This window comes from Mesorhizobium sp. M7D.F.Ca.US.005.01.1.1 (assembly GCF_003952545.1).
Classification (GTDB): domain Bacteria; phylum Pseudomonadota; class Alphaproteobacteria; order Rhizobiales; family Rhizobiaceae; genus Mesorhizobium; species Mesorhizobium loti.
Genome location: NZ_CP034453.1, coordinates 2321472 through 2339384 on the forward strand (window position 1 = coordinate 2321472; position 17913 = coordinate 2339384).

Annotated in this window: 16 protein-coding genes; 3 read left to right on the forward strand and 13 right to left on the reverse strand. The window is 63.5% G+C overall.

Translation table 11 applies throughout. The annotated features are described in order from the left end of the window. Positions 1-47 precede the first annotated feature (47 nt). Positions 48-524 carry an Lrp/AsnC family transcriptional regulator gene (locus tag EJ076_RS11240; RefSeq protein WP_126067853.1) on the forward strand — a complete coding sequence of 159 codons (477 nt, stop codon included), beginning with the start codon at positions 48-50 and terminating at the stop codon, positions 522-524. On the opposite strand, the gene EJ076_RS11245 is transcribed toward EJ076_RS11240, so the two are convergent. The 7 genes from EJ076_RS11245 to EJ076_RS11275 all read right to left on the reverse strand — a co-directional run bounded on the left by EJ076_RS11245 (position 525) and on the right by EJ076_RS11275 (position 8926). Then, on the reverse strand, positions 525-2180 hold the full coding sequence (locus EJ076_RS11245; RefSeq protein ID WP_126067854.1) for an ABC transporter ATP-binding protein: 1656 nt from the start codon (positions 2178-2180) through the stop codon (positions 525-527). It abuts the gene before it with no gap. Beyond that, positions 2177-3028 (reverse strand): ABC transporter permease, encoded by an 852-nt coding sequence (locus EJ076_RS11250; protein ID WP_126067855.1) that lies wholly within the window; start codon positions 3026-3028, stop codon positions 2177-2179. Before EJ076_RS11250 ends, EJ076_RS11245 begins: the two co-directional genes overlap by 4 nt. Next, positions 3025-3975 (reverse strand): ABC transporter permease, encoded by a 951-nt coding sequence (locus EJ076_RS11255; RefSeq protein ID WP_126067856.1) that lies wholly within the window; start codon positions 3973-3975, stop codon positions 3025-3027. Before EJ076_RS11255 ends, EJ076_RS11250 begins: the two co-directional genes overlap by 4 nt. A gap of 88 nt (positions 3976-4063) precedes the next feature. Further along, the gene (locus tag EJ076_RS11260; RefSeq protein WP_126067857.1) at positions 4064-5674 is read right to left on the reverse strand and encodes an ABC transporter substrate-binding protein; all 1611 of its coding nucleotides are present in this window, start codon (positions 5672-5674) and stop codon (positions 4064-4066) included. A gap of 64 nt (positions 5675-5738) precedes the next feature. Continuing rightward, on the reverse strand, positions 5739-6461 hold the full coding sequence (locus EJ076_RS11265; RefSeq protein ID WP_126067858.1) for an HAD-IA family hydrolase: 723 nt from the start codon (positions 6459-6461) through the stop codon (positions 5739-5741). Positions 6462-6698: 237 nt separating this feature from the next. Next, on the reverse strand, positions 6699-8072 hold the full coding sequence (locus EJ076_RS11270) for an aspartate aminotransferase family protein (RefSeq protein WP_126067859.1): 1374 nt from the start codon (positions 8070-8072) through the stop codon (positions 6699-6701). A 14-nt stretch (positions 8073-8086) separates the two neighbouring features. Beyond that, positions 8087-8926, reverse strand: a complete 840-nt coding sequence (locus EJ076_RS11275; RefSeq protein ID WP_126067860.1) for a GNAT family N-acetyltransferase — start codon at positions 8924-8926, stop codon at positions 8087-8089. A 311-nt stretch (positions 8927-9237) separates the two neighbouring features. Here EJ076_RS11275 and EJ076_RS11280 point away from each other — a divergent pair, with 311 nt between their 5' ends. Together EJ076_RS11280 and EJ076_RS11285 are read left to right on the forward strand one after the other, a co-directional pair. Next, the gene (locus tag EJ076_RS11280; protein ID WP_126067861.1) at positions 9238-9906 is read left to right on the forward strand and encodes a haloacid dehalogenase type II; all 669 of its coding nucleotides are present in this window, start codon (positions 9238-9240) and stop codon (positions 9904-9906) included. A gap of 17 nt (positions 9907-9923) precedes the next feature. Next, complete coding sequence (locus EJ076_RS11285) at positions 9924-11198, forward strand: FAD-binding oxidoreductase (protein WP_126067862.1); 1275 nt, start codon at positions 9924-9926, stop codon at positions 11196-11198. 37 nt (positions 11199-11235) lie between these two features. Here the strand turns inward: EJ076_RS11285 and EJ076_RS11290 are convergent, their stop codons facing one another. From EJ076_RS11290 to argE, 6 genes are all read right to left on the reverse strand, one after another. Further along, a complete protein-coding gene (locus EJ076_RS11290; RefSeq protein WP_126067863.1) occupies positions 11236-12693 on the reverse strand; it encodes an NAD-dependent succinate-semialdehyde dehydrogenase in 1458 nt (485 codons plus the stop codon). 17 nt (positions 12694-12710) lie between these two features. Then, positions 12711-13754, reverse strand: a complete 1044-nt coding sequence (locus tag EJ076_RS11295; protein WP_126067864.1) for a tartrate dehydrogenase — start codon at positions 13752-13754, stop codon at positions 12711-12713. 13 nt (positions 13755-13767) lie between these two features. Then, on the reverse strand, positions 13768-15231 hold the full coding sequence (locus tag EJ076_RS11300) for an aldehyde dehydrogenase (protein WP_126067865.1): 1464 nt from the start codon (positions 15229-15231) through the stop codon (positions 13768-13770). A gap of 149 nt (positions 15232-15380) precedes the next feature. Next, positions 15381-15734: a cupin domain-containing protein gene (locus EJ076_RS11305; protein WP_126067866.1), complete on the reverse strand. Its 354-nt coding sequence runs from the start codon at positions 15732-15734 to the stop codon at positions 15381-15383. 23 nt (positions 15735-15757) lie between these two features. After that, a complete protein-coding gene (locus EJ076_RS11310; protein WP_126067867.1) occupies positions 15758-16681 on the reverse strand; it encodes a glyoxylate/hydroxypyruvate reductase A in 924 nt (307 codons plus the stop codon). Positions 16682-16693: 12 nt separating this feature from the next. Then, positions 16694-17818 (reverse strand): acetylornithine deacetylase, encoded by a 1125-nt coding sequence (gene argE, locus EJ076_RS11315; RefSeq protein WP_126067868.1) that lies wholly within the window; start codon positions 17816-17818, stop codon positions 16694-16696. Positions 17819-17913: the final 95 nt, after the last annotated feature.

Below are 17913 nucleotides of genomic sequence, written 5' to 3' on the forward strand. Positions count from 1 at the left end.
GCCGGCTGCGGCAGGCTGATTTGCCCTGACAGGAAGCACGTTAGCCCATGAAACTCGATCGGATTGACATCAAGATTCTGTACGAGCTGCAGAAGAACGGCCGCATCACAAATGTGGAACTGGCGGAACGGGTCAACCTCTCCCCCAGCCCCTGCCTGATGCGGGTAAAGAAGCTGCATGCCGAAGGCTATATCGTGCGCTATTCGGCGCGGATCGACATCGCAACGCTGGGGCGGACGCTCACAGTCTTCACGGAAATTACGCTCAAGAACCATCGCCAGATCGACTTCGCGCGTTTCCTTGCCGCCATCGATAACGTTGATGCGGCCGTCGAATGCCACCGCGTTTCCGCCCGCTACGACTACTTGATGAAATTCGTGGCGGCCGGCATCGGCGAGTATCAGGAGATCATGGAGCGGCTGAGCGACATGGATATCGGCATCGACAAGTATTTCAGCTTCGTGGTGCTGAAATCTCCCATCGTCAAGGCGCACATGCCGCTTCCCAGCCTGTTTCCGCTGTAGTCAGCGATGGCCGTACTGGCTGACGAGTTCGGGGTCGCGCACCAGCCCGTCGAGCCAGGTCGGGTCGAGCTTCGGCACCGAGGAGAACAGAAGTTTGGAATAGGGGTGGGTGGGCGTCTTCAATTTGTCAGGGGTGATCTGCTCTACCCGCTCCCCATTGTACATCACCATGATCTGATCGCAGATGGCCTCGACGACCGAAAGGTCGTGGCTGATGAAGATATAGGACAGTCCCAGTTCACGCTGCAGGTCCTTGAGCAGTTCGATCACGGCGGACGCCACCACCGTGTCGAGCGCCGAGGTGATTTCATCGCAGATGATGAGCTTGGGATCGGCCGCCAGCGCGCGTGCGAAGTTCACGCGCTGCTTCTGGCCTCCTGAGAGTTCCGATGGGTGGCGGTAGCGCAGCGTCTTCGGCAGGCGCACCATGTCGAGCAGTTCATCGACGCGCCTCGAGCGCGCCTGCCTGTCGAGCCCGTGATAGAAGGCCAGCGGTCGAGAGATGATGTCCTCCACCGCCTTGACCGGGTTGAGCGCGGTATCGGCGTACTGGAACACGATCTGCATCTCGCGCAGCTGTTCCCGGCTGCGTTTCCCCGCGGCGCGTTGCAGGTCCTTGCCGTCGAAGACTATGTCGCCGGCCGTCGCCGGATGGATGCCGGCGATGGCCCGCGCCAGCGTCGATTTTCCGCAGCCGGATTCGCCAATGACGCCAAGATTGCGTCCCTTCTCCACGACCAGGCTGACGGAATCGACCGCGCGGATTACCGGCTGCCCATCAGGTTTCACCGGTCCGTATCCGGCCGTCAGATTGTTGATGCGAAGCAGCGGATTCGCCGCGGGATCGGCAACGGCCTGTATTTGCCGCGGCTTCGGTCCGAAGGCGGCCAGCAATTCGCGCGTATACGGGTGCTGTGCGGCCGAAAGGATATCAGTCGTGGTCCCGGTCTCCTGCACTTCGCCGCCCTTCAGCACCACGATGCGGTCGGCGATCTGGGCGACGACCGCGAGGTCGTGGGAGACATAGACCCCCGCTATCCCGCCCGCCCGCATGACCGACTTGAATGCCTTCAAAACGTCGATCTGCGTCGTCACGTCGAGTGCCGTCGTCGGCTCGTCGAAGATGACCAGCTTGGGATCGCCGATGAGCGCCATGGCCGCAGCGAGCCGCTGCAATTGCCCACCCGAAACCTGGTGCGGGTAACGGGCGCCGATCCCTTCCGGATCCGGCAGCGACAAGGCCCTGAACAGCTCGATCGCGCGTTGGCGCGCCTGCTCGGGAGACATCAGCTTGTGAATCCGCGTGACCTCGATCACCTGCTCCATGATCGTGGACGACGGGTTGAAGGCGGCTGCGGCACTCTGCGGAATATACGCGATATCTGTGCCGCGTGACTTGGCGCGTTGCTTTTCGGAAAGCGCTGCCATGTCCTTGCCGTCTATCTTGATCTCGCCGCTGGTGATCCGGCAGCCGGGCCGCGCATAGCCCATCAGTGAGAGCGCCACCGTCGTCTTCCCTGAGCCGCTCTCGCCGATCAGGGCGACGATCTCGCCGTCGGCGATGTCGAAGCTGATGCTCTTGATGATCTCGACGAGCCGTCCGGCGTCGGTCGTCGCCTCGATCCTCAGGTTCCTGACCTCGACAAGGTTCGTCATGCGTCCCGGTCCCTGATCTTCTGCGGCAGGTTGTCGATCAGCAGATTGACGCTGATGGTGAGGCTGGCGATCGCCAGCGAGGGCATGATGACAGCAGGAGCCGCGAAGGGCAGGCCCCCTATGTTCTCACGCACCAGCGCGCCCCAGTCGGCGAGTGGCGGCTGGAGCCCAAGTCCCAGGAAGGACAGGCCGGATAGCAACAGAACGATGAACACGAAGCGCAGCCCGAAGTCGGCCAGCACCGGGCGGATGATGTTGGGCAGGATCTCTGATCCGATCAGATAGACGAAGCTTTCGCCACGGACGCGGGCGACGGTCATGAAGTCCATGGTGTTGATGTTGACCGCGAGCGCCCGGGCGAAGCGGTAGGCGCCAGGGATGTAGATGACGGCCAGCGTCAGGGTCAGCGCCGGGATCGACGAGCCGACCGCGGCGACGACCACAAGACCGAACAGCTTGCTGGGGATCGAGTTCATGGCGTCCAGGAAGCGGCTAAGGCAGCTGTCGAACCAGCCGCCCGTTACCGCCGCCGTCATCCCCAGCACGACGCCCGAAAAGCAGGCGATCGAGACGGCGGCCAGCGATATGCCGACAGTGTAGCGCGCGCCCATCAGAACTCGCGAAAGCATGTCACGTCCCAGATAGTCCGAGCCGAGCCACAGGCCCTGACGCATTGGGCCGAAATAGTCGTCGTCGACGATGTCGCCGATCGGATGGGGAATAATGTAGGGCGCGAAGATCGCGACGAGTGTCCATGCCAGGATGACCAGCGCGGCCACGACACCTATGAGATTGTAGCTGTGGCCCAGAAAGGACCGTCGGGAGGCAGCCGCGCGCGCCATCGTCATCTGAGCCTCGGGTTGGAGATAATGGCGATGACATCGGCGGCGGTGATGAGGAAGAGATAGCCGAGGCAGAAGATCATCGCGCAGCTCTGGATCAACGGCAGGTCGCGTGTCGCGACCGCATCGACCATCAGCTTGGCAATACCGGGATAGTTGAAGATCGTCTCCACGATGATGACGCCGCCGACCAGATAGGACAGTGAGAGCGCGACCGCGTTGACGATCGGCCCGAGCGCGTTCGGAAGCGCGTGCCGTAGGACCATGCGGCCGCGCGAGGCGCCCTTGAGCAGGGCCATCTCGACATAAGGCGTGGAGAGCGTTTCGATCACCGCGGCGCGGGTCATGCGGATCATCTGGGCGGAGATGACGAAGGTGAGCGTGATCACCGGCATCGCATAGATGCGCACGAGGTCGGTCAGCGTATGCGCCTCGTTGACGGAGGACAGTGCCGGCAGCCATTTGAGATATACGGCGAAGAGCAGGACCGCGAGCGTCGCGACCATGAATTCGGGCACGGAGATGAGGCCGATCGAAAACACTGTGACGGTGCGGTCATATAGGGAACCGCGCAACATCGCGGCAGTGATGCCGAACGTCAGCGCCAGCGGGACCGAGAGCACCGTGGTAATGCCTGCGAGCTTCATTGTGTTGACAAGGCGCCCGCCGATCAGCGTCGCGACCGGCATGTCGTTCGCATAAGAGGTGCCGAGATCGCCGTGAAGCAGTCCGAAGAGCCAGCGCAGGAAGCGCAGGATCGCCGGATCGTTGAGATGCATGGCCTCGCGCAGGCCGGCGACCGCTTCCGGAGTCGCTGCCTGGCCGAGCAGGATCGACGCAGTGTCGCCAGGCAGCATGCTGGTGGCGAAAAACACGGCGAACAGCACGATCAAAAGCGTGACGGCCGCGATCCCCAGCCGCTTCATCACCAGGTTGAGAACCCGAGACGTCATGGAAGCGCTCCCCGCAGCTGCGTTCGGCCAAAACAATCTTGCGCAATGCAGTGCCGAGGACCGGCTGACCGGCCCTCGGCAGGCTTTCCTAGGCTTCGAGCCAGAGATATTCCGCCATTGCGTAGCCCATCATGCCACCGAGCGGGTTCGCTTCCAAACCCTTCACCTTGCTGGAGAGGGCATCCACGTTGGAAATGTAGGCCGGGATGATGGTGCCGGCCTCCTCGGAGACCATAGCCTGCATCTGTCCGTAGATCTCCTTGCGCTTGGCCTGGTCGAGCGAGCCGCGCGCCTCGATGAGCATCTTGTCGAACTTCTCGGACTTGTACTGGCTTTCGTTCCACGGCGCATTGGAAGCGTAGAGGAGCGAAAACAGGATGTCCGGCGTCGGGCGCGGATTGATGTTGCCGAAATGGATTGGCGCCTTCAGCCAGTAATTGTCCCAGTAGCCATCGGCCGGGACGCGCTGGACGTCCAACTTCATGCCGATATCCGCGCCGGCGGCCTGAATGATCGTCGCCATATCGATCGACGAGGTCGCGGCGTCGGAAGCGATCACCGGGATGGACTGGCCGAGCAGACCTGATTTCTGGAAGTGGAACTTCGCCTTGTCCGGGTCGAAGGCCTTCGGCTTGACGTCGGCATTGTGGAAGATATTCGCCGGCGAGACGGGCTGGTCGTTGCCGATTTCGCCGAGGCCGCGCAATGCCGATTTGACGATCTGCTCGCGGTTGACGAGATACTTCATGCCAGCCACGAAGTCGGCCTTGCTTCCCGGATCCATGTCGAGCCGGATGTTGAGGTCGGTGTAGTTGCCCGAGGTGGTCTTCGACAGCTCGAAGCCCTGCTGGCCGCCGATGAGCTTCATCGCGCGTGGATTGATCGAGGCGGCAAAGTTGATGTCACCGGAAAGCAGGGCGTTGACGCGGGCACTGTCGTCGCTGATGGCGATGAATTCAAAAGAGTCGAGATAAGGCTTGCCCGATTTCCAGTAGTTCTTGTTCTTGGTGACCACCGAGCGCACGCCCGGCTCGAACGTCTCCAACACGAAGGCGCCGGTGCCGTTGCCCTTGGAGAAGTCCGTGGTGCCGTCCTGGACGATCATGAAGTGATGCAGTGCCAGGATCGTCGGGAGGTCGGCATTCGGATCGGCCAGCGTGATTTCCACGGTCGATTTGTCGACCGCCTTGAAGCCGGTCATCTGCACGGCGATCTTGGCGACCTTGGAGCCGACCGCTGGATCAAGATGGCGCTTCATCGAGAAGACGACGTCGGCGGCGCTGAGATCCTTGCCGTCGTGGAAGGTGACGCCCTTGCGCAGCTTCACCGTCCAGGTCTTGGCGTCCTTGCTCTCGAAGCTTTCGGCCAGTTCCATCTGGGTGACGCCATCCTTGTCGAGGAACGTCAGCCGGTTGTAGAGCGAGCAGCAGCGCACATAGTCAGTGGAGAGCGACGCCTTAGCCGGATCGAGCGTGTCGGCGGTCGATGACGACCAGCCTGCGGCCTTGAAAGTTCCGCCGGAAACCGGCTCGGCGGCGACGGCCTGGGTGGCGCGGCCGAGCACCAGGCTGCCCGCGGCAACCGCGGCGCCGCCGGCCAGCAGCATCTTGAGGAGTTCGCGGCGGCTCGCGCCCCGCCGAATGGCGTTTTCGACCATTGCATCGTCTGCTCTGGTCCAGTTCGTGATCTTGTCGGTCATGGTATTCCCCTTTCTGTTTGTTTCTCCGGGATGCTCGTCTTGTTGCGGCTTTCCGGGCTTGGGCTTAGATTCGTTCCTTCAGGCTTTCCCGCACGGCCGCCGCCAACGCGGCCATCGAGGTGAAGTGGTGGTCCGGCACGGTGAAGCGCTCGGGTTCGATCGTGCCGCCATAGCCTTTCTGGGCGTGCCGGCGCTCGATCCAGCAGTTGGTCATGCCAAGCGCCCTGGAGATGCCGATGTCGTGGTACTGGCTTTGGGCGACGTGCAGTATGTCGCCCTTGCTGTCACCCCGGGCGGCGACGAAATCGAAGACCTTCTGGAAGAACGCCGGATCCGGTTTTTCCGTGCCTGCGTCGTCGGCGGTGAAGGTGGCGAAGAACGGTGATCCGAGCTGCTTCTCGAAATGGTCGAGCGCCCAGCGCCGGGCATTGGTCATGGCGATCAGTCTGTGGGATTTCGCAAGCTCGGCCAATGCCGCCGCGCTGTCAGGGAAACCTTGCCAGGCGCTGGCGGAGTCCCGCAGGCGGGCGCCATATTTCTCCTCGGCCGGCAGGCCGAGTTGTGGCGCGATGACCGTGTAGACACGTGAGAGATCGTCGGGAAACAGGCCCGCAGCGGGCATGTAGCGGGCTTGCCGGTACAGGGCCAGCGCCGCCTCGCCATCGAAGGAAACGCCAGCGTCGGCGGCGATCCTGGCCAGACAGGTCGTCATGCCGCCTTCGAAGTCGATCAGCGTGCCGACGACATCGAAGGTCATGTACTTGAATTCGCTAAAGCCTCTGGCCAAGACTAGCTCTCCTCTGCGCGGCCGAATTTGCATGGTGCTGAACAGAACAAAATTCCGTGCTGTCCGGGGCGCTGGCCTTTTTCAAAAGCCCGGAAACTTGGGCTTTCTGGCCTTGTCTTAACTGCAGTCTGGCACTTCCCCCGCGCCGAATTCGCCGAAAAGGCGTGAGGGGGCGGCACAAAATTGCGAAATCGCCTGCCCCGGCGCTATTTCGAAACACGCGGTATTCGTCGCCCGTCATGCCAGGGCCTGGCGGACGTCGGGATCGTCCAGTGTCTGATCGAGGGTCCGGCGCGTGCGCTCGATGATCGCATCGATGTCGTCGTCGGTGCAGCAGAGCGGAGGGGCATAGCCGAGAACCCCGTTGGCAAAGGCACGGATGATCAAGCCATTGTCCCACGCCCTGTCGAAGACGCGCCGCGCCGGTATGGCCGAGGCTGGAAGCGGGGTCTTCTTCTGCTTGTCGACCACCAGTTCGATCGCGGCAAGCATGCCTCGACCGCGCACATCGCCGACGAGAGGGTGGTCGCTCAAACCAACCAATCCTGCCATCAGACGAGCGCCGGCCTTGAGGCCGTTCTCCAGAAGTCCGTCTTCGTAGAGCCTAAGCACCTCGAGGGCGACGGCGGCGCTGACGGGATGGGCGGAATAGGTGTAGCCGTGACCGACGGCTGAAGCGCCCGCGCCATCGGCGATGACGTCGTAGACATGATCGGCCATGAACACGGCGCCCATTGGCACATAGCCCGACGTCAGCCCTTTGGCGGTCGTCATGAAATCGGGAACGATGTCCTCCTCCGTGCAGGCGAACAGGGGGCCAGTGCGGCCGAAGCCGGTGATGACTTCGTCGGCAATAAACAGGATGCCGTACTCCTTGCAGAGCTCGCGCACGGCCTTGATCCAGCCTTTCGGCGGAACGATGACACCGCCCGAGCCCTGGATTGGCTCGGCATAGAAGGCAGCGACCCGTTCCGGTCCGATCGCTTCGATCTTGGCCTTCAGCGCGCCAAGCGATGCGGCGATGATCGCGTTGCCGTCCTCGCCCACGGGGTTGCGATAGGGATAGGGGGAAGGAATCTTGTGCTGCCATTCGAAGGGGATGCCGAAGCCGGCGTGAAAGGCGGGCAGGGCGGTCAGGCCCGCGCCGACCACCGACGACCCGTGATAGCCCTGCTCAATGGAAATGAACTGGTCGCGTTGCGGCTCGCCTCTGGCATTCCAATAGTAGCGGACGAAACGGATCGTGCTGTCGACCGCGTCCGACCCGCCAAGCGTGAAAAAGACGTGATTGAGGTCACCTGGCGCGCGCTCAGCCAGTTCCGAGGCGAGGCGGATGGCTGGCTCTGAGCCGAGGTCGAAATAGGCGGTGGCGTAGGGAAGCTCGCGCATCTGCCGGGCCGCTGCCTCGACGATGCTGTCGTGGCCGTAGCCGGCATTGACGCACCACAGACCGGCGAAACCGTCTACGAGTTGCCGGCCGGACGCATCGGTTACAGTCGCGCCCTTCGCCGATTTCAGCACACGCACGCCAAGCCCCTCGTGGCCGCGATAAGACGAGACCGGATGAATAAGATGGGCACGGTCGAGTTCGATCAGGGAATTGGCGAGCATTGTTATCCTCCGGACTAACCGAGCGCCTGGTTGGCGAGGGCGTAAACTTTTGGCCGGGCCTGTGCCGCGTCCTTCCTGGACGGACGGTCCATGGTCACGCCGCCGCCGACATGGACGAGGCCGATTTTCCCGAGCCAATCGGCGATCCCGGTCCGGCTGTCGGTATCCACACGCAGGAAGGCGCCGGGGCGCGATGTGGCGAAGAAACTGATGAGCGCCCTGGCGTCCACGACATTTCCGGCGATGACCGGGCCGATCACCTCGCCGCGTCCAAACGGACGGATCGCTGCATAGGCCTCGATGACGCCGTTGCGGCGGATGACCGCGAATTCGCCGCGCTCGGCCAGTGCATCGATCAGAGCTTCTCGGTTCGCGCCATAGGCCTCGCGGTCCATTGCCCTGATCGTCGGCAGATCATCGGCACTTGCTGCTTCCACGCCTTCAGGGGCGTCAAGCTCTGCGACCTTGCCCTGATACTGCAGGACGGTGCCAGAGGGTACGAAGCCCAGTTTCTCATAGAGAGGCATGCCGTCCGTCGTCGCGACAAGCCGCAGCGGACGGTCTTCGGCAAGGGCGAAGGCCTGTTCCATCAACCGGCGCCCGAGCCCTTTGCCTCGCACGTTCCTGTCGACGATCACCATGTTGATCATGGCGCAATCCGCGCCATAGGGCGTAACCAGGATGGTCCCGGTGACCTGGCCGTGGCCGTCGAGCGCGACCGCGCCGCTAGAAAGCTGCAGCGCCATCTGCCAGTCCTGCGGGCGGTGCGGCCAATTTTCCTGGCGAGAAAGCGCCACCGCGCCCTCGATATGCTCCGGTGCGAAGGTCCGGATTTCGATCTCGTCCTGCTGCATGAGGCATCCTTCCGTCTGAAGCCAAGTCTCGACGATCGGCGCGCCGCAGATCGTCTGAAGGCGTTGGTTTCGGCGGTATCTTTCGCCGTAGCGCGAGGGGTGCGCCGCATCTTGTGCTGGCGCCGCCCACGATGAGTGCCCTTCAGGTCGCGAAAGGCGCTCTCATTGGCCGTCAAGATGCTACAGCGTGCCAAACCCGACGGCGAATACGGAACTTTCTGCTTTCGGCAGGCCCATTTCGGTCAGGTGGCTCGTCGCCCGCCGGCTTATGATGAAGCGCATCGCAACGTTTCCACCGGAGATTGACGGACATGGCTTCTTCCAGGCCCAAATACATCACCTTCGACTGTTATGGCACGTTGACCCATTTCCAGATGGCGGAAGCGGCGCGCGACCTTTACGGCAGCCGGATCGACGAACCGCGTATGCAGGAGTTCATCAAGAACTTCGCGGCTTACCGGCTCGACGAGATCATGGGCGACTGGAAGTCCTATGCCGACGTCGTCCACAATGCGCTCGAGCGCACCTGCAAGCGCAACGGCGTCGCCTTCAGCCCCGACGACGCCCGGATGGTCTATGAACGCGTCCCGACCTGGGGTCCCCACGCGGACGTCCCGGCCGGCCTCGCCAAGGTCGCCAAGGAAATTCCGCTGGTCATTTTGTCCAACGCCATGGACGCGCAGATCATGTCCAATGTCGAGAAGCTCGGCGCGCCGTTCCACGCCGTCTACACGGCCGAGCAGGCGCAGGCCTACAAGCCTCGTTTCAAAGCCTTCGAATACATGTTCGATAGGTTGGGTTGCGGTCCGGAAGATGTTCTTCACTGCTCGTCCTCATTCCGCTACGACCTGATGTCGGCACACGATCTCGGCATCAAGAACAAGGTCTGGGTCAATCGCGGCCACGAACCGGCCAACCCGTATTACGGCTACGTCGAGATATCGGACATTTCGGGTCTTGCAGGCGTGGTCGGTCTTTAGAAACAGGCGGATTGCCAATGAAGTTCGTCTCCTACTGGCACGACACCGCCCCTGTCTTTTCCGGCGGGGCGCAAGGCCCGGTCGAGGGGCACTACGATACCGCCGTCATCGGCGGCGGCTTCACTGGCCTTGCCGCCGCGCACCGGCTGGCGAGGGCCGGCGCCAGAGTGACGGTGCTGGAGGCGGAGCGGGTGGGCTGGGGTGCGTCCGGACGCAATGGCGGGCACCTGAACAACGGCCTCGCCCACAGCTACCTCTCGGCCAAGGCGGAGCTCGGCAAGGAACGTGCAATCGCGCTCTACCGGGCGCTGGACGACTCCGTCGACACCATCGAGGCGCTGGTCGCCGAGGAAGGCATCGAGTGTAACTTCCGTCGAGCCGGCAAGTTGAAGCTTGCCTCCAAGCCCCAGCATTTTGAATCAATCGCCCGCAATTTCGAAGCCCTTCACGCCGAGGTGGATCCGGATACGGCGCTGCTGTCGGCGGCGGATCTCAAGTCTGAGATCGGTTCACCCTTCCACGGCGCGATGCTGTCGAAGAAGAGCGCCATGATGCATATGGGCCGCTATGTCGCGGGCCTGGCCACTGCGGCCGCCCGCCACGGCGCAATCATCCACGAGAATGCGGCGGTAACGGACCGCAAACAGGCCGGCAAGCGGCATGAGCTCACCACTTCCCGAGGCCGGATCAGCGCCGACAATGTGCTGGTGGCGACCGGCGCCTACACGACGCCTGACTTCGGCTATTTCCGCCGCAGGATCATCTCCGTCGGCAGCTTCATCATCGCCACGCGGCCATTGAGCGACGCCGAGATCGCCGCAACCATGCCCGGCAACCGGACATGTGTGACCTCGATGAACATCGGCAACTACTTTCGTCTTTCGCCGGATAACCGCCTGATCTTCGGCGGTCGCGCACGTTTCTCGGCGACATCGGACCAGCGCTCCGATGCCAGGAGCGGACAGATCTTGCGGGCAGGCCTCGCCGCGATCTTTCCGCAACTCGCCAAGGTCGAGATCGACTATTGCTGGGGTGGGCTGGTCGACATGACCAAGGACCGCTTTCCGCGGGCCGGTTACCATGACGGTGTCTGGTTCGCGATGGGCTATTCCGGCCACGGGGCGCAGCTTTCCACGCATCTCGGCATAATCATGGCCGATGCCATGCTCGGCCGCGAGGATCGCAATCCGATGAAGGGGTTCGAGTGGCCGGCCATTCCCGGCTATTCCGGCAAGCCCTGGTTCCTGCCGATGGTGGGCCTCTACTACAAGGCGCTCGACCGGATTCAGTGACCGTCGGTTCGACCGGTCGGGCTTCAGCCAAATTGCCTCAGCTGAGTCCGCCCATGTGGAAGCTCTTCATCTCGAGATATTCCTCGATGCCTGCCTGCGCCCCCTCACGCCCGAGGCCGGACTGCTTAATGCCGCCGAAAGGGGCAACTTCCATCGAGACGGAGCCGGTGTTAAGCCCCACCATGCCGAATTCCAGCGCCTCGCCGACGCGCCAAGCGCGTTTCAGGTTCTCGGTGTAGAAATAGGAGGCAAGCCCGTAGGGCGTGCCATTGGCCAGCGCGATCGCTTCTTCCTCCGTCTCGAACCGGAAGAGTGGCGCGACCGGACCGAACGTTTCCTCGCCGGCAAGCTGCATCTCTTTTGTGGCGCCGGTCAGCACCAGCGGCGCGACATACTGAGCACCGTCGGGCAATGCCGGCCTCGTTGTGATGATCGCTGCACCTTTGGCGAGGGCGTCCTCGACGTGGCGGTTGATTTTCTCGACCGCCGCCATGTTGATCATCGGCCCGATGGCGACGCCGGGCTGTGTGCCAGGCCCGACCGTCATGGCATTGACGCGGGCGGTAAGCTTCGCGGCGAAGGTTTCGTAGACACCGGCCTGGACGAGGAGGCGATTGGCGCAGACGCAGGTCTGGCCGCCATTGCGGAATTTCGAGACCAGCGCACCCTCGACGGCGAGGTCGAGATCGGCGTCGTCGAAAACGATGAAGGGTGCGTTGCCGCCGAGTTCGAGGCTGAGCCGTTTCACGCTGTCGGCCGCGCCGCGCATCAGCAGCGAACCGACCCGTGTCGAACCGGTGAAGGAGATTTTGCGGACGGCCCCGTTCGCCATGATCTCGTTGCCGATCTCCGTGGGCATGCCGGTGACGATGTTGATGACGCCGGCGGGGATGCCCGCCCGTTCGGCAAGCACGCCGAGCGCCAGCCCCGAATAGGGCGTGAACTCGGATGGCTTGATCACCACCGTGCAGCCGGCGGCCAGCGCCGACGCGACCTTGCGGGTGATCATCGCATTGGGGAAATTCCACGGCGTGATGATGCCGCAGACGCCGACCGGTTCCTTCAGCACGATGATGCGGCGGTCTTGCGTCGGCGAGGGGATGGTGTGGCCATTGATGCGACGCGCTTCCTCCGCGAACCATTTGACGAAGGACGCTCCGTAGCGGATCTCGCCCCTGGCCTCGTCCAGCGGCTTGCCCTGTTCCGTTGTCAGGATCAGCGCTAGATCGTCCAGGTGCGCCAGCATCAGGCCATGCCAGGCTTCCAGCAGCCCAGCGCGCTCGGCGTTGGTCTTCTTCTTCCAGCTCCCTTGGGCGGAAGCCGCGGCTTCTATCGCCGCGCGGGTCTCCGGACCGGCCATGTCGGGCACTGTACCGATCGGCGCCTGGGTCGCCGGGTCCAGGACATCGACCGTTTTGCCGGAGCCGGCAGCGACCCATTCGCCACCTATCAGGCCGGCTTGGCGGAAGAGACTTTTGTCTTTCAGGCTTCTCATCGAAAACAACCTTGCAATCAGGTGAGCGACTCAACGACGGCGGCCGTGATGGCCTCCGTCCTGTCTTTGTCCGGAGTGGTCCCAATGCCGCGCGCGGTTGTCGCTTCGACCGCTTTCATGACACGGCCGGCCGCGGCCGTTTCGCCGAGATGATCGAGCATCATCGCGCCGGACCAAATGGTGGCGATCGGGTTGGCGATGCCCAGATGCGCGATGTCGGGGGCCGAGCCGTGCACCGGCTCGAACATGGACGGCGCCGAGCGGTCGGGATTGATGTTGGCGGAGGCGGCATAACCGAGTCCGCCCTGGATCGCCGCGCCGATGTCGGTGAGGATATCGCCGAACAGGTTGGAGGCGACGACCACGTCGAGGCTTTCCGGCGCCATGATCATGCGCGCGGCAAGCGCATCGACATGATAGCTGGTGACTTCGATATCAGGATAATCCGCGGCCAGCTTCCGCGTGATCTCGTCCCAAAAAACCATCGAGTATTTCTGCGCGTTAGATTTGGTAACGGAGGCGAGCTTTCCGCGCCGTGTCCGCGCCTGCTCGAAGCCGAAGCGCAGGATGCGCTCGACGCCGGCGCGGGTGAAGATCGAGGTCTCCACGGCGACCTCGTCCAGCGTGCCTTGATGCACGCGCCCGCCGGCGCCGGAATATTCGCCTTCGGTATTCTCACGGATGCACAATATGTCGAAGTTCTCCGCCCGCAGCGGGCCTGTCACGCCCGGCAGCAGACGGTGCGGCCGGATGTTGGCATATTGCACGAATGCCTTGCGGATCGGCAGCAGCAGACCGTGCAGCGAAACGGAATCCGGCACCTCCGCCGGCCAGCCGACCGCGCCGAGAAGGATGGCGTCGAAGCCGCGCAAGGTCTCGATGCCGTCTTCGGGCATCATGCGGCCGGTTTCCTTGAAGAAGCGGCTGGACCAGGGGAACTCGGCGCCCGCCAGGGCAAAGTCGAAGTTTCTGGCGGCCGTTTCCAGCACCGTCCAGGCGGCGGCGGTCACATCACGGCCGATGCCGTCACCGGGGATCAAGGCGATCGAATAGGACTTCATCGGCATCTCTTCTTCACAGGCTAATCAGGACGCTCTTGGTCCTGCGGTTGGCGAGATAAGCCTCACGGCCCAGGTCCTTGCCGATGCCGGAGCGCTTGTAGCCGCCGGTCGGCAGGATATGGTCGCGCGAGCGGCTGTAGCGGTTGACCCAGACGGTGCCCGCCTCAAGCTTGCGCGCGAAGCGGATCGTGCGGGACAGGTCGGAGGTGAACAGGCCGGACGCCAGTCCGTAGGTCGGATGGGCGGACAGCGCCAGCGCCTCTTCCTCGGTCTCGAAGGTCTGGATGGTCAGGACCGGGCCGAAGATCTCCTCGACGATCGCCGGATTGGCCTGGTCGACATCAGTGATCAGCGTCGGCTGGTAGAAAAAGCCGGGGCTGTCCATGACGCCGCCACCGGTCAGGCATTCGCCGCCGGCCTCGATCGCGGCCCGCACGATGGTGTCGACACGTGCCCGCTGCCGTTCCGAGATAACAGGCGAATACTGCGTCGCCTCGTCCCAGGTCGGGCCCGGGCGTACCGTTTTGATGCGTTCCAGGACGGCAGCCGTTAGCCTGTCGGCGATGCTGTTCTCGACGATCAGGCGCGTGCCGGCCACACAGGCCTGGCCGGCATTGAAGGTGACGCTGCCAGCGATGGCCATTGCGGCCTTGTCCAGATCGGCGTCGGCAAAGACGATCTGCGGACTCTTGCCGCCGAGTTCCAGCGTCATCGGCTTGACGCCGGTGCGGGCGACGTTCTCCATGATGGCCGAGCCGGCGCGGGTCGAGCCGGTGAAGCTGACCTTGGCGATCTCGGGATGGCCGGTCAGCGCCGTCCCGGTCGTCGTACCGTCTCCCAGCACCACGTTTATGAGCCCTGCCGGTAAGCCTGCCCTGATGCCGAGTTGAGCCATGTAGACTGCTGAAAAGGGCGTCATTTCCGACGGCTTCAGCACCACCGCATTGCCCGCGGCCAGCGCCGGGCCGAGCTTCCATCCGGCCATCGAGATGGGAAAATTCCAGGGCGTGATCGCGCCGACCACACCATAGGACTCGCTCATGATCATGCCGAGACTGGCGTCGTCGGTCGGCACGAGCTCGCTGCCTTCCTTGTCGGCGAACTCGGCAAAAAAGCGGATCTGTTCGGCCGTTATGGCGATATCGCCGGCAACAAGCTGGCCGACGGGCCGCGTCGAGCACAGCGCCTCGATCCTGGCCAGCGTTTCGGCTTCTGCCTCGATCAAGTCGGCCCAGGCCTGGAGTGCCCTGGTGCGCTCGCGCGGCCGAACGCCGCCCCAGTTGCTGGACTTCAGCGCCGCCTTGGCGCTCTCCACCGCACGGTCGACCATATCGACGCCGGCCACGGGGCTGGCGGCGTATGCCTTGCCATCCGAGGGTCGGCGCATCTCGATCGCACCCTCGGCCGCGATCAGCTCCCCGCCGATAAAGTGGCCGACGGGAAGGGAGACGGTATCGGGATCGAAGCTCAGTCCCATGGGCGCCACTCGCGGTTGTTCGGGAGAAGCCTATCGCGAGCAACAGCGCAGCATGCACCGTTCGACGATCGGTCGCGGATGATTGTTGTGTGCCGGCGATAACAGACGGCAAAATCTGTTGCGGAGGCCACGTGCCTCGCTCGCACCCGTTACCCTACGGTTACGTAGATCTTGCGTACCGTTTCGATGGTCTTCCAAACACCGGTGAAGCCAGGTTTCATCACGAAGCTGTCGCCGGCGCAGTAGGTCACGCTCTCGCCAGCGTCCGGCGTGATCTCGATCACGCCGGAGAGGATGTGGCAGAACTCGAACGTGTCGCCCTTGATCGAGCGCGTCTCCCCCGGCGTCGCCTCCCAGACGCCGGTATGGACAAGGTCGCCCTTGGCGGCGTCCTGCGCCCAGGTCTTGAAAGCGGGGTCGCCGGCAATCAGCCGTTCGGGCAGTGCCTTGGATTCGCGCGGCGGGAAGGCTGGATTGGTATCGACGCTCTTGAGCAGGGACAAAGGAGGGCCTTTCGGGTTGGATTTCAATAACCGCGCGACCGATCGACGAGCCCAGTGGGATCGAGACCCGCGCGGTGGCGCCTGATGTTGTCGATGACGGCGCGTGCAGCGGTCGCCGGCTGGGTGACGCTGGCGACATGCGGCGTCAAAATGATCTTCGGATGCGACCAGAATGGATGGCTCGGGGGCAGCGGTTCAGGATCGGTCACGTCGATCATCGCGGCTGAAAGATGATCGCTGTCGAGCGCGGCGACAAGCGCTTCGTGGTCGAGCTGCGGCCCCCGGCCCGTGTGGACGATGGCCGCCCCTTCAGGCAGTTTCGCGAACAGGTTGTCATTCAGGAAACCACGTGTATCCTCGGTCAGCGGCAGCAGGCAGATCAGTATGTCGCTGGTTGCCAGCATCTGCTCCCGTCCGAATTCGCCATGATGACAGGTCACGCCCTCCATTCGCCGCGGCGAGCGGCTCCAGCCAGCGAGCGGGAAACCGAAGGGCTTCAGCCGGTCGAGAACGGCCTTGCCAAGCTGCCCAAGGCCGAGCACGCCGATCCGGCGCGACCCAGCCTGGGGCTGGTGGATGTCACGCCATTCACCGGCCCGTTGCTGCGTCACATAAGCCGGCAGGTTGCGGTGCAGGGCGAGCACGGCCAGCGTCACGTACTCCTGCATCATGCGCAAGATGCCTTCCTCGATCATGCGCACGATCTTCACCTTCGTCGGCACCGCATCGAAGCGAAATTGGTCAACGCCTGCGCCGAGGGAAAACAGGATCTCCAGGTTCCTGTAGCGGGCGAGGTTATCCGGTACGGTCCAGGTGATGAGATAGCGCACCGCATTGGGATCGACCGTCGCGGCGTCCATGGCGAAGGGGACGTCCGGTAGTTCCCTTGCGAAGGCATCGGCGAAGATCACCCCGCGCCGCGCATCCGAATTGAACAGGAATGTCATTCCGGCACCTCCTCAAGCAGCGCAACGGGCGCCCAGTGCCTCGATCATTCGCTGGCAGGTGGCGAGTTCGCTGGTGAGAATGTACTCATCCGGCTTGTGGGCGCGGTCGATGTCGCCGGGGCCGCAGATGATCGCATCGAAGCCGGCGGCCTGGAAAAGCCCGGCCTCCGTGCCGTAGCTGACGGCGGCGAGTGGCGCTTCGCTGGTCAGTGCGGTCAGCAGTGCCGCTAGCGCCGCGTCTTGCGGCAGCGACAACGCCGGATAGGCGCTCATCGGCTTCCACTCGACCAGAAATCCGTCGGCCGCGAGGGCTTCGGCCCGAGCCTTGACGGGCGCGAGCAGGCTGGCAGGGTCGATACCGGGTATGGCGCGCGCCTCGAGGTCCAGAGTGCAGATTTCGGGAATGATGTTGACCGACTGTCCCCCGGCCACGGCGCCTACTTGCAGCGAGGAGTAGGACGGCTCAAAGGCCGCGTCGAACGGACCGTGCATCAGCCGTTCGGCCTCGGTCACGGCCGCGCTCAGCGCATCGGCCATGGCATGGATGGCGTTGAGCCCCAGGTCCGGCCGTGAGGAATGGCCTGCACGTCCCTTGATGGACACGCGGGCGGCCGCCTTGCCCTTGTGACCGCGCACGGCGCGCATGCCGCTCGGCTCGCCGACGATGACGCCGAGCGGCTTCGCGCAGAGCTCGGGAAGGTGGGCGATCAGGTGCGGCACGCCCCGGCATCCCACCTCTTCATCATAGGAGAAGGCGAGGTGGATCGGCCTGAAAAGGCGCAGCCCTGCCAAGGTAGACACCGCCGCGAGCACCGCGGCAAGAAACCCCTTCATGTCCGTGGTGCCGCGTCCATAGAGCCTTTCGCCCTCCTTGCGCAGCACGAAAGGGCTTGAACTCCATTGCGGCTCACTGGCGGGGACGACGTCCATGTGGCCGGACAGAATGTATCCAGGGACGTCGGCGGGGCCGATCGTCGCGAACAGATTGAACCGGTCGCCTTCCGGCCCTCGAAGCAGGGTGACCTGCGTTCCGTGCTTTGCGAGATAAGCCTCGATCCAGCCGGCGATATCGCCGTTCGGCTTGCCGGCGACCGATCGAAAGGCGACAAGACGGTCGAGGATATCGAAGACGTCCATTCCAGCCCTCAAAGCATTTCGGGTTTGCCGGGATCGATGCCGACGGCTGCTCGATTTCGGTAGAGGATGTGCGCGTTCTTTCGCGATTGCGTGCC

What these genes read in the sequence shown, in the direction of transcription:
- EJ076_RS11240 (WP_126067853.1), top strand. Translation starts at nt 48, where the DNA reads ATGAAACTCGATCGGATTGACATCAAGATTCTGTACGAGCTGCAGAAG.
- EJ076_RS11245 (WP_126067854.1), bottom strand. Translation starts at nt 2,180, where the DNA reads ATGACGAACCTTGTCGAGGTCAGGAACCTGAGGATCGAGGCGACGACC.
- EJ076_RS11250 (WP_126067855.1), bottom strand. Translation starts at nt 3,028, where the DNA reads ATGACGATGGCGCGCGCGGCTGCCTCCCGACGGTCCTTTCTGGGCCAC.
- EJ076_RS11255 (WP_126067856.1), bottom strand. Translation starts at nt 3,975, where the DNA reads ATGACGTCTCGGGTTCTCAACCTGGTGATGAAGCGGCTGGGGATCGCG.
- EJ076_RS11260 (WP_126067857.1), bottom strand. Translation starts at nt 5,674, where the DNA reads ATGACCGACAAGATCACGAACTGGACCAGAGCAGACGATGCAATGGTC.
- EJ076_RS11270 (WP_126067859.1), bottom strand. Translation starts at nt 8,072, where the DNA reads ATGCTCGCCAATTCCCTGATCGAACTCGACCGTGCCCATCTTATTCAT.
- EJ076_RS11275 (WP_126067860.1), bottom strand. Translation starts at nt 8,926, where the DNA reads ATGCAGCAGGACGAGATCGAAATCCGGACCTTCGCACCGGAGCATATC.
- EJ076_RS11280 (WP_126067861.1), top strand. Translation starts at nt 9,238, where the DNA reads ATGGCTTCTTCCAGGCCCAAATACATCACCTTCGACTGTTATGGCACG.
- EJ076_RS11285 (WP_126067862.1), top strand. Translation starts at nt 9,924, where the DNA reads ATGAAGTTCGTCTCCTACTGGCACGACACCGCCCCTGTCTTTTCCGGC.
- EJ076_RS11290 (WP_126067863.1), bottom strand. Translation starts at nt 12,693, where the DNA reads ATGAGAAGCCTGAAAGACAAAAGTCTCTTCCGCCAAGCCGGCCTGATA.
- EJ076_RS11295 (WP_126067864.1), bottom strand. Translation starts at nt 13,754, where the DNA reads ATGAAGTCCTATTCGATCGCCTTGATCCCCGGTGACGGCATCGGCCGT.
- EJ076_RS11300 (WP_126067865.1), bottom strand. Translation starts at nt 15,231, where the DNA reads ATGGGACTGAGCTTCGATCCCGATACCGTCTCCCTTCCCGTCGGCCAC.
- EJ076_RS11310 (WP_126067867.1), bottom strand. Translation starts at nt 16,681, where the DNA reads ATGACATTCCTGTTCAATTCGGATGCGCGGCGCGGGGTGATCTTCGCC.
- argE (WP_126067868.1), bottom strand. Translation starts at nt 17,818, where the DNA reads ATGGACGTCTTCGATATCCTCGACCGTCTTGTCGCCTTTCGATCGGTC.